General features: G+C 42.2%; 8 protein-coding genes and 1 pseudogene. 6 read left to right on the top strand and 3 right to left on the bottom strand.

The genetic code is table 11. The annotated features are described in order from the left end of the window. Positions 1–390: 390 nt before the first annotated feature. The gene (locus ACJJI5_RS11245) at positions 391–966 is read right to left on the bottom strand and encodes an NINE protein (protein WP_445354023.1); all 576 of its coding nucleotides are present in this window, start codon (positions 964–966) and stop codon (positions 391–393) included. Positions 967–1,355: 389 nt separating this feature from the next. Next, positions 1,356–2,255 (bottom strand): annotated as a pseudogene (locus ACJJI5_RS11240) (ADP-ribosylglycohydrolase family protein). A gap of 1,175 nt (positions 2,256–3,430) precedes the next feature. On the opposite strand from ACJJI5_RS11240, the gene ACJJI5_RS11235 reads away from it, so the two are divergent. Together ACJJI5_RS11235 and ACJJI5_RS11230 are read left to right on the top strand one after the other, a co-directional pair. Continuing rightward, a complete protein-coding gene (locus ACJJI5_RS11235; RefSeq protein ID WP_444897058.1) occupies positions 3,431–3,925 on the top strand; it encodes a DoxX family protein in 495 nt (164 codons plus the stop codon). A gap of 428 nt (positions 3,926–4,353) precedes the next feature. Next, positions 4,354–5,406, top strand: coding sequence for a DMT family transporter (locus ACJJI5_RS11230; RefSeq protein WP_444897057.1), 1,053 nt, complete (start codon positions 4,354–4,356; stop codon positions 5,404–5,406). Between the two features lie 509 nt (positions 5,407–5,915). Here the strand turns inward: ACJJI5_RS11230 and ACJJI5_RS11225 are convergent. Further along, on the bottom strand, positions 5,916–6,263 hold the full coding sequence (locus ACJJI5_RS11225) for a hypothetical protein (protein WP_444897056.1): 348 nt from the start codon (positions 6,261–6,263) through the stop codon (positions 5,916–5,918). A gap of 872 nt (positions 6,264–7,135) precedes the next feature. On the opposite strand from ACJJI5_RS11225, the gene ACJJI5_RS11220 reads away from it, so the two are divergent. The 4 genes from ACJJI5_RS11220 (at position 7,136) to ACJJI5_RS11205 (ending at position 11,712) form a co-directional block, all read left to right on the top strand. After that, the gene (locus ACJJI5_RS11220) at positions 7,136–8,167 is read left to right on the top strand and encodes an XdhC family protein (RefSeq protein ID WP_444897055.1); all 1,032 of its coding nucleotides are present in this window, start codon (positions 7,136–7,138) and stop codon (positions 8,165–8,167) included. Further along, positions 8,164–8,850 (top strand): nucleotidyltransferase family protein, encoded by a 687-nt coding sequence (locus tag ACJJI5_RS11215; protein WP_444897054.1) that lies wholly within the window; start codon positions 8,164–8,166, stop codon positions 8,848–8,850. Before ACJJI5_RS11220 ends, ACJJI5_RS11215 begins: the two co-directional genes overlap by 4 nt. Positions 8,851–9,007: 157 nt before the next feature. Beyond that, positions 9,008–9,466, top strand: a complete 459-nt coding sequence (locus tag ACJJI5_RS11210) for a (2Fe-2S)-binding protein (protein WP_444897053.1) — start codon at positions 9,008–9,010, stop codon at positions 9,464–9,466. A 2-nt stretch (positions 9,467–9,468) separates the two neighbouring features. Then, positions 9,469–11,712: a xanthine dehydrogenase family protein molybdopterin-binding subunit gene (locus ACJJI5_RS11205; RefSeq protein ID WP_445354022.1), complete on the top strand. Its 2,244-nt coding sequence runs from the start codon at positions 9,469–9,471 to the stop codon at positions 11,710–11,712. The last annotated feature ends 295 nt before the right edge of the window (positions 11,713–12,007 follow it).

The following is a 12,007-nucleotide window of genomic DNA, read 5'->3' as shown; positions in this document are numbered from 1 at the left end:
TTCCATCTTCTACGAACTTTGACTCATACCACTGACTAAAACAGCTTTTTGATACTTGACTTCCTTTTTCCTGGTGCCCCCAGAAAAAGATATACTTCACCCTATTGCCTTGATTTACAAAATCAACAAGTTCATCTCTAGTTGTGATCTTCACATTTACTGCCATATGCTTAATGTAATACTGTTCTTAACTGTATTTTACTGAGCGCTCACAGAGTAAGCCAAAGTGTTGGAAATTTTTCATTAAATTATCTTAGACCCCAAGCGTTGAATCCTATAGGAATTTAAGGTTCTAAAAAAGTGTACCTCAAGGTCTAAGCTTATTTATGTTACCCCATTGAGCATTAATGACGACTCCACTAAGAGAGACCGTCATTAAGTTATTAAAAGCTAACGAGATTCTAATTGTTGTTGCTGAGCGCGCTCAACATAGTCTTGATATGCAGGAATTGAAACCGCAGCTAAGATTCCAATTACAGGTATTACTACAAAGAAGAGTATAAGCACTAAAACTAATGCAGAACCTCCATTTTTATGCCCATATTTATCTAACCACTTCTCGTCAGACGTGCATAAGAACACAATTCCTTCGATAAAGGAGATTAGTCCTGGAATTCCCGTCCAGCAGAATAGAAGATAGAACAATCCCCACCACTGCCCTAGGTAGAATCGATGAATACCAAAGCCACCTAAGAATATAGCCAGCAATCCTGCAGCCACTTTTCCTTTGCCGCCTACCTGCTGAGCCGCACCGCAACTTGGGCAAGAGGGTGCCGTTCTTGAAATCTGGGACCCGCAGTCTCTACAAAATACTAGGTTTCGTTCAAGCTCAGATGTGGGCTGTTCATAGATATTTCCGTCCACATTAATACTCCTTAATCTACTTCTAAAATATAACAGTTCTCTCACAAGCAGCGAATATATATCACGCTTCTCTATAATTCTAAAGGCTACCAAACTGTCCACCTCCGCACCTCCAGCTTATTCAGTCCACAAGAGCCAATTCCCAAGGCACTCTTCAAAGAATGAACACTCATATCCAGAGTTTCAGTGATAAACAACTAGGTTTCTCTTCCTAAAAGCGAATGGCAATCAAGTCAAGATAGGCATTCATGCCCTCAATTCTCACTCCTCCCGCAAAGGAAGGAGCTACACGGAATGAAAAGCGGGTAGTCGATTATCCAAAGCATCAAGCCGAATAGAGGGCCAAACTCTAAGGAAGCGCCACTACCCTTTTAGGTAGCAGCATATAAGTGTATTTACCGTACTCACCCCACCATCATTAGCATAACGTACAGTATGTCGCAGCCCCGTTGAAAGCCAAACAAGTGGCTAAAACGAGATTTATATACTGGTTAGATGGTCCTACCTGCATGATATAGGTCAATCGCCAACTTTCTTATCTCAGCTGACATTACAATCCCCTCTCGCCAATTAACTGGAATGTTGGAGTACCCATAAAAAGCACCCGCCATCTGCCCGCAAATAGCCGCAGTTGTATCCGCATCATTACCGAGATTTGCAGCCAAAAGGATACACTCGCGAAAACTATTTCCATGATAAAAGCACCAAGCAGCCGCAATCAAACTCTCTATCACATATCCACTGCCATTTATCTCCTTATAGCCAAGTGCGGAGAAATCCTTGTTGGTTAGTGATCGAAGTTCCTCGCAATAATCAGCTGGATCTAACCCATCAAAAACTTCATCTTTACTTCCCGCTCTAAAAGCTCGATAAATCAATAGTGAAAGCATCCGGCAAGAGCTTATGCAAAGATAAGACCCATGTGTTGTCCTTGAGCTTTCTCCAGCATATTTGATACAAAGCTCTTCGCTCTTACTGAAGAAAATAGGTATTGGTGCCAGCCTCATTAGCGATCCATTCCCAGATGACCGTATATCTATACTTCCAGAAAATGGGTCTCTAGTTTGAAGGTATTACTCTAAGGACTTGGATACTGTAATTCCGATATCAAAACATCGTCCGTTACTACTCATATACCCGTATTGATACCAATTACAGTAGCGATTCATTTGGTCTTCTGGATCAAAGTCGAGTTTGCTTAAGAGGCTATGAGCAAGGCAAAGAGCCATAGATGTGTCATCTGTCCATTCTCCACGTTGTAGCCTAAAAGGGCCGCCTCCAACCATATCTTTAATTGGCTCGAACGTACCTCGTACCTCAAACTCCAGCGTAGTACCTACAGCATCTCCGCAAGCTAACCCTACGAGAGATCCAATAATTCTGTCTTCCAACTTAAATATTACCTCAATCCTTGTTTGCCAACGCTGTGATAACTACAGCTATTCTGTCATCGTAACTGTGAGACGATAGCGAAGTCATGTACATCTAACACATGAAAAATCCAGCAAGTGAACTGCCTTCTTGTCAAGAACCTCCAGAAAAACCGCTAGCTTTCCTCATGTACAGATTCCTTTCCACCCCACTCACCTTTAACAACATGATGATACCCTACTTCAGAAAAGCTTGTTAACAAATGAATACAAGACTCTATAGCCGGGCTTGCAGATTATAACTTTTTACAGGTTGATAGCCTCTGTTCCGAACAAGAAAATCTTCTAGGTATGTCCTATCAAAAGACACACATATCTCATTACTGTGGACTTAAGCTCTTATGGTATAGATGCCACTACGGATAGAATGAAAAAGCACTTAATGAGTTGGTATAAATACAAATTTTGGGTGATATTAACGGCATATATCACTATAAGATATCTAGAAAGAAACTCAAAAACATGTAACGGTAGCCGGCCTGTCACCAATAGGCCCCAATTTCAAGCTTAGGGTTTTTTCAATACTCAGCAAGTAAATCAATTAGTAATGAATACTATTCAGCTCCTCCATTAACATCCAACATTTTATAAAACAATTTTGAGTCCTTATAAGCTCCCTTAACCGACAATGATCAGTAGATATTGGCCAGCTATATAAAGTAATCTTACGCTCCTACCAAATATGGTTAGTAAGCTAACCAAATGGCCGAGGACTATCTAATTGGCGTAATTACTATGGTCAAGTATCAATTCGCTTGCCCTGGCGTGTAAGTAAGCTAATATGTTTTAGTTATCTGGATATCGTATCTTTTGTTTTAAATATCTCGCTAGCTCGTGGTAATTCAGCGTGAGCACGAACCCAAATGGTTCGTTTGGAATGAGGAATGAATTACTGTCATGTAAAGCATCGCTTTCATTATCTTTGCTTGTTAATAAAGGGATGTCTACTATACCGACTGTTATCGGTAAAACCTCAACCCCTCCAGAATTTACAAAAGTACAGTAACAATGACTGATTCAGCTATTCAATTAGATCTTACTCATATACAACACAGAAATATAAACAATATGTAACTATATGAAAAATAGAGGCCATCCAAGGTAAGGCGCAAAAAACACCCTACTGGAGCGTAAAGATGCTTACAAAATCCTCTCCTCTAATTAAAAAAATACTTGTCGGCAATCCCGGATGGGAGTGGTTACCTATTTTAATTACGCGAGTATCACTGGGATTATTTTTTTCAGTATCAGGATACAACAAGCTATTTATCCCTGAGAGGCATGCAGATCTTATAAACTTAATGAGTGAAATAGGAGTTCCCTTTCATGAATTTATGGCATTTTTTTTAGCTTCTGTGGAGTTCTTCGGAGGGTTACTTTTAATGGTAGGCCTACTGTCAACACTTGTCGCCGTCGTCCTGTCTTTTGTAATGATTGTTGCCATTACTACCGTTGAAATAGAAAGTGTCATCCCTAAAGATATTGGACCATTAGATTGGATGAGCTGGTTTCTTTATTTACCTCAAGTTTTATATATTATTTTATTCATATGGCTAATAATTACAGGCCCTGGAAAATTCAGTTTAGACACTCTAATCACAAGTAAATTAGGCATTAACAGGATCAAGTAAAAATGGAATGACACCTAAGAAAAGATACATTGCGTTGAGGTATTATCACTATATTTATACCTAATAGTAACATGCCAATAAAGCAGTAAATGCGCAATCTAATTCACCATACGGTGAGCTTATAGAACTTCATTGTTAGTAAAGTAGGTAAAGATTTTACTCCCATATACTCAGGATGAATTGCATAGACACACTCTATCCAGCAAGTTGCTAAAACAAAGATAATACCTACCAACGTCCCCATTCTAGATACAAAACTCCAATATCGTTATATACAATGAAATTCTCTTTTCCAGACAACTATTGGATTTGGTCTAAACTAACCCAGATCAGAGTTAGCTCCCCCTAACAACCAGATAGTAAAGGCGCAATTTGCTTTGGGAGAGGTAAACTCATTAAGGCTTACCATAGCGCTCAAGGGATATGAGATGGAAAATCAGCCCTCCGTAAAAAGTACTCGATTTTGGTTATGGATTTCAATTCTTATTTTTGCTGCCTCCAACGCGGTCGTTGCGAAAATCGGGGAGCTAGGTGCCAGCCACCCTATTAATGGAAACAACCCTATCTCTTTTTGCAACCTCTTGTTCGCTGGAAATCTCTTGGCGGGTATCACCCTTTTAATTATCTATAGAAAAGATTGGCGCCTCAGCATCTTAAAGCAGTATCCTTTCAAAGACTGGTTTTACATGTTCGTGCTTATTTTGATGTCTGGAGTTCTTGCCCCCGCCTTCTTCTTTATTGCTCTGATGCTCACAGAAGTGACCAATGTCGTTTTAATTGCAACTCTAGATGCTCCCTTGGGGCTTTTGTTCGCTTTTCTGATGTTCCGGGAGAGGCCTACCGTGTTCTCAATAGTGGGCGCCCTTGTGGTAACGGTTGGTGTTATTGCAATTTTTGCCCTACACCAACCCCCGATGGACGATCCAATGAGTATGAAAATGCTTAATCTTGGAAATCCAGCCATGAACCAATTTCTTCAAGACCTCCCCAAAGCTGGAGAAATTTTAACCGCTTTAGCTACACTCTTAGGGGTCATTGCGGTTCAGGCAAGCCGGAAACTGCTTGATCGCGTCCCTATTGGCGTGTTCTCAGTTTTTCGTATGCTTGCAGGGGTGATACTGTTTTCGATTATTGTCCTCTCTGTATTTGGCCCCCACCACTTTGACGACCTTTTCTCTCCTTTCCTCTGGGTATGGATGCTTGTATACGGAGCAATCATTATTGTCTTTGGGCAGATCACCTGGTTTAAAGGACTCCAAGGAGGAGCCAGCTCTGCTGATATCTCTATCGCGACAGCCATTACCCCCGTAGCCGGTACTTTCTTCGCCTTTCTTATCCTGCAAGAGGTTCCCAACTTCGCTCAAATCATTGGGGGTATCATTATTATGTCCGGAATAGGTATCTCATTACTCGGCCAATATCGCGAGCAAAAAGCCGTCGAAATGAAGTATGAAAAACCATGCTCTTTTAAAGGGGTATAGAGCTTAGTAGATGAAACAGATATTATAGTGGAGACATAGGTGACGATATAGGCTTTGCAAGGCTACGTAGTGGACCTTGCGAAAATTCAAAGCTCAAAACTATCGCCTATATTGAGAGAAATCTCTGCTCGCATGGAGGTATAGCTAAAAGACATTGGTGAAAAACTTCCCTTACTCGGAAGCTAACTTACCTGAGGTTGGATTTCTGAATTAGCCAACCCTGACTAAATGGCAAAAAGCCCGAGCTATAATTTAAGCCGGTAAATACTTACAAGTACCAATTCAAATCTGACCTTCCAATTACCACTGCTGTAGAAAACACACTGCCAATCAAAATCCGAATTAATATAAGCAAGGCTCACCCTCGGGTCAACCGTAGCCAACTATCTATTCATAGGCGAGTAGCAATGTGTTTTCCTAATAAACTAATTCTCAGGGAACCATAGCGATTTTATATTACTCTAGAACATCATACTTTCCAATTCCATCTATACCAACAATTACCGAGGTCACGCCCTGAAATATCTGGGGTAAAATTTTTTACCCTGCGGGCCATTGAGATCTGCATGACTATGCATGTCAACAAACCCAGGAGTAACATATAACCCCTCAGCATTAATGGTTAATTTAGCCTTGCTCCTAAGACTATCAGCGTTCCCTACAAAGACTATCTTGTCATCGACCATTCCTACATATTGCTTTATCCATGGATTACCTGAACCATCGATAACTTTTCCATCAAGAATCAAAATGTCCAAATAATCTATTTTATTGTTCTGTGCCAGAGTTACCGCACTGTAGAAAAGGAAAAGTAAAACAAGGCAATACTTAACCAATAAACTTTGTGTAAATTTCACAAACACTCCCCGTCAACTACATAACCAAAACCAAAAAACTTCACGATACGGCGAAATAGACAATTCAACACCTTTAATACTCTACACTTTCAAATACCGCTATTTTTAGCACAAATTTAAACATCAAATAATATTATACCTGCGATGAGGAAATTGAGAATCGACTTGACATTCATAATCATCCTTATCAATTTATCTTTATATGGCACATCACAAAAACACAGATTAACGGACTTAAAATTCACCGCATTCTAACCTTATCTGTTACAACCTTTGAGTTAAACACTACTTATCGCTTAAACAAGACTGGCTATCGATAGAATTTCATACGGATCTCGAATTTTCCTGGCATTGCAATACTAACGTTTAGTTAACCTTATAAATATTGACTTAACCAATGGCTTCCCAGCACTAGCAGCTTAATATCTAATTTTCCATTCTACATCTATTACCCTTTTGCCTTGCTCTACTCTTCTACCAAAGATCAATTACAAGAACCTCTACGCACTAAGCTTTTCCTTACCCAAAGTATCACTAGGAAATAGGCTACTGATTCGACTCGGAACAAGCTAGTGAGCTGGCACCACTGTTTCAGAGGCGGTCAAAATAGAAAATAATCGAATAGGAGCCATTTAGGACAAAAACTCCACTGCCTCGCCTCAGATTCTACCCTTATAGAAGCTGCCCATTATTAGACGAAAGCACACATCAATTTCCAGCTATCGCGCTTAACAGCACAACTGCCGCATTTTCTGGGAACGACCTTGCATTTTATTCACATTCTTGGAGTATCGCTAAATTGTGGTGTTTTACAGCTTACTAAGTTCCAAATAGGTTTGTAGGTCATTTTTCATGTATTCGAGTACTGAGTTATGTCGCACCATATTGAAGCCCTATTAAGTGAATGGCAGGCATCGCCTGAGGATGATTGGGTACTTGCCGTAATCACCAAAGTTCAGGGCTCAGCTTATCGTAAGGCGGGAGCGATGATGTTGTTTCACCCACTAGGTAAGAGTATTGGCCTAGTCAGTGGTGGTTGCTTAGAGGCCGATTTAAAACGATACGCTCAACGCGCTATTCAGTATGATACTTCGATTAAAGTGATTTACGATGCCAGTGATGAGTCGGATGCTAGCTATCAATTAGGATGTGGTGGCATTGTAGAACTAATTTTATTTCCCCTCACGTATAGAAACCAATATCTTCAGTTGCATTGCCTTTTAGAATATTTGAACTCGGGAAACTCCGCTTTCTACGAACTGGAGTTACCTATTCAAAATACCAATTCAAGAGATCTTGTTGCGAGAGTTATTGCCCCAGAAGCAATGGGCTACCAGATTGATAGCACTACCAAAGCTACGCTGTCACTGCAAAATGGAAAAGCAAATGCTCTGCATCCGAGATTAATTATTCCCTGCCTACCCCGCTTTCATATTGCTGTTTTTGGTGGCGGGTTAGATGCTCAGCCAGTTGTCAAAATTGCTCAAGAACTAGGCTGGCACATTACGGTGATTGATGAACGCGCAAGTTTTGCCCGTCATTACGATTTCCCTGGTGCAAGTATTCTAAAGAAACCCTATTCACAACTGACCACATCGCTGCTGAGTCAGTTTGATGCGGCGATTGTGATGCACCACAACTTGGACTTGGATGCGAAGGCGTTACAAGCCGTAAGCCTGACGAAGCTACACTATGTTGCACTGCTCGGCCCTCCACATAGACGTGATAAAGTTCTTGATAGAGCGGGGATAAAAGTAAGTGATTTCTATGGTGTCTTTTCCGCACCGGCAGGTTTAGCATTAGGTGGTGAGCTACCTGAGTCCATTGCTTTGAGCATCCTGGCTCAATGTCACGGAGTATTGCATCAAGCTAGATTGTTACCTCTAGACAAGGTCGCAACGTGAATAAATTTATCCGGGAGACAGCTAGACAACCTTCAAAACGGATACTGGTAGCATTGCTCGCTGCCGGAGAAAGTCGTAGATTTAATGGTATAAAATTACAAGCAACAGTAGATGTGATTGACTCAAATGGGAAGATTAAGAGTCAGCCTCTGCTGTTGCAAACGCTTGATAAACTAACCAGCCTAAACACAAAAACATCAACCGGGCTAAAAGTAGAGTTATTGGTAGTTCTGGGAGCGCATCAAGAGAAGCTGGATAATTTGTTGTCTTCCGATGTGAACCGGCGATTTAACCCTAACTGGAAAAGTGGTATTGCAAGCTCTATTAAAGAAGCAGTTATCGAAGCAGAGGCCCTTCAGGTGGATGGTTTACTAATTGCCTTGGCTGATCACATAGGCGTAACTTTGGATGATTATCAACAATTAATCACTGCGTGGCAATCATATGGGCAAACTTGCTGCGCCCAATATCAAAATAGTTTTGGCGTACCTGCAGTATTTAACTCCTCAGATTTTACTAATCTCGCATCTCTCACAGGCGATACGGGCGCAAAGCACTTATTGAAAAAGAAATCTAATCTTGATGCTTTATCAGTTGTTGAGATCGAGGGTGTCGCCATAGATATAGATCGTAGAGCTGACATAGAAAAATGGCAAAAAATGATTGTGGAGAATCTCAGTTAGGCTTATTTTCAGTTTTTAGTGAGAGTATCAATATAATTAATTACTTCCGTAAAACTAGCTGTGCGATACACAGATTTCTAAGTCAGAGCCAGTTAACGAAAAGAGGCGATTTCGCCACCGATACGCAATTACTAGCGGGATTATCAAGGAGCGGGTAATGTCTGATAAGAAGTTAACCTTAACCATCAACGACGAAAGTTACGCACTGGATGTTGCACCTGAGATGCCACTTTTGTGGGCAATCAGAGATTTGCTTGGATTAACAGGCACTAAATATGGCTGCGGTGCTGGATTGTGTGGAGCTTGCACAATCCACTTGGACGGAACGCCGACGCGCGCATGTTTAACGACGGTTTCGCAAGCAAAAGGCAAGAAAGTAACTACCATCGAGGGGCTGCAATTTGCTGAATTGAAGCAAGCATGGAGTGACAATAACGTTCCACAATGTGGCTATTGTCAGTCTGGCCAGCTTATGACTGCTGCTGCGCTATTGACCCAAAACCCATCACCAGGTGATGAAGAGATTAACTCTGCCATGGCTGGAAATATTTGCCGTTGTGGTACCTACACACGAATTCGAGCTGCTATTCAAGACACCGCTAAAAAGAGAACTTAATAATGAGTAGCTTTACAGCCGTAAAAAATTTCAGCCGCCGGGATGTACTTAAACTATTTGGAGCAACTGGCGGGGGCTTAGCTTTAGGTGCAAGTGGGATAAGCTGGAGTCCGATGGCCATAGCACAAGGAAAGGAGCCGAGGTTAAACCTGTTTGTTGCTGTTGGCGAAGACAATAAAGTCTATCTTACCTGTCATCGTTCAGAGATGGGCCAAGGTATTAGAACCGGGATACCTCAGATACTCGCTGATGAGCTTGAGGCTGATTGGCAACATGTCGTTGTGATTCAAGGGTTAGCCGATAAGCGCTATGGAAGCCAGAATACCGATGGGTCACGCAGTATTCGTAAGCATTATGACAAAATGCGACAAATGGGGGCAATAGCTCGGACCATGCTGGAACAAGCTGCAGCAGACTCATGGCAAGTGCCTGTCGGAGAAGTGGAAGCCAGGAATCATAAAGTCGTGCACGTAAAGTCGGGCAGAAGCTTTAGTTATGGAGAGCTAGCAGTTGCTGCTGCGAAACTGCCCATACCAGAATTGAACCACGTGAAACTGAAGGAAAACAAGGACTTTAAACATATCGGCAAATCTCACAAGATTGTCGACATGGATAATATGCTATCCGGAAGAGCTAGATATGGCTACGACATTCAAATAGATGGCATGCTGTATGCCAGTATAAGCAGGCCCCCGGTTCTAGGTAGTGATGTAGAAAGTTTAGATGATACCCTGGCTCGCAAGGTTCCCGGGGTTGTGGATGTAATTCAATTACCTGTGCCCGAAGGACCACCTAAGTTTCAAGTTTTAGGTGGTGTAGCAGTTATTGCTACTAACACCTGGAGTGCCTTGCAAGGGCGTAAAGCATTAGAAATAACTTGGACTGCCAGTAAGAATGATAGCCACAGCAGCACAAGTTTCATGGAGTCGTTAATTCAGGGGGTCAAGGAGCCTGGTAAATTAGTTCGCCAACAAGGAGTTGAAAACACCGATTGGCCGGAGGACTCTACCCAGCAAGCCATATACACAGTGCCCTATTTGGCCCACGCACCGATGGAAGCTCCTGCTGCTGTAGCTTCAGTTACACCAAATGGCTGTGAAATCTGGGCATCAACACAAACACCGCAAAGTACGCAGCAAAATGTAGCAGCAAACCTCGGGCTCAATGACGAACAAGTGAAAGTTAACGTCACGCTATTAGGGGGCGGCTTTGGAAGGAAGTCAAAGCCTGACTTTAGTGTGGAAGCGGCACTATTGTCTAAAAAGCTTGGACGGCCGGTTAAAGTTAGCTGGAGCCGCGAGGACGATATCCAAAACGGCTACATGCACGCAATTAGTGCCCAATTTTATCAAGCAAAACTTGATAGCGATCAAATGCCAACGGCAATACTACAACGTACCGCCTTTCCATCTATTAGCACTACCTTTGCCGAGAACGTGGAGTACCCCTCAGCTGGAGAACTGGACCTTGGCTTTGTCGACATTCCATTTACTGTGCCAAGTCATCGTTGTGAAGCGGTTAAAGCATTGGCGCATACCCGTATCGGCTGGATGCGCTCAGTGAGTAATATTCAGCACGCCTTTGGTATTGGTAGTTTCGTGGATGAACTGGCACACAATGCCAAAGTATCATGCCCAAAGATGTGGAAAGAAATGTTGGGCCAACCTAGGCATATCGACTTTTCCGGTCAACAGTTCAAATACGGAAACTACGGAGAGGATCTATCACGTCACCCAGTCGATGTTGGTCGCTACCACCAGGTGATTGATATTGTTGAAAGGAATATGGCTGAATTTGCACCTAACCAGTCAAATCAAGGCTGGGGCTTTGCCGTTCATCGAAGCTTTAATAGCTATGTAGCTATAGCGATACTGGTGGAGGTGGAAAACACAAACCTTAAGGTACTGCAAGCAATTGCAGCCATTGATGCTGGACTTGTTGTTAACCCTGATAGAGTTGTCTCACAAACCGAAGGCGCGGTGATTTTTGGCTTAAGCTTGGCGATGATGGGAGAGATAGCCTTTGAAGATGGAAAGGTTAAGCAGTCCAACTTCCATGATTACCCTGTACTTCGTATGGGGCAGTGTCCTGATATTTCGGTAACGGTAGTGAGTGCCAGTTCTGCTCCAGCAGGCGTTGGTGAGCCTGGTGTGCCACCAGTAGCCCCTGCATTGACCAACGCAATATTTGCAGCAACAGGAACCAGAGTTCGCGATCTGCCAGTAAACAAAAAACTTAATGTTTAAATTATGAGTACAATCGCAAAGGTAGAGCTTTATATCCCCCTACTCGTTCTTCGTGAAGGGGGATATATAAAAGAAAACAGCGTAGACAAAGACCCACAGAATTGACTGAACATAATGCAATTCCATTATTGACTCATCAAACTTGTCTCGACCTACAACTTAAAAATCAAATCGCTCAAAAGTTTCTTAATAAAAGCATGGATTGCTACGTAGCAACGGGATACAGGGTTAAAAATTTTCACTTTTCCGACTTCCTCACACAGAAGTCTCATAATTTTGGGCCATAGCCTTTACC

Source organism: Microbulbifer maximicatervae (SeqCode) (genome assembly GCF_052467955.1).
The sequence above is the reverse complement of the archived record's forward strand: the minus strand, read 5'-3'. Positions and strand labels throughout refer to the sequence as shown.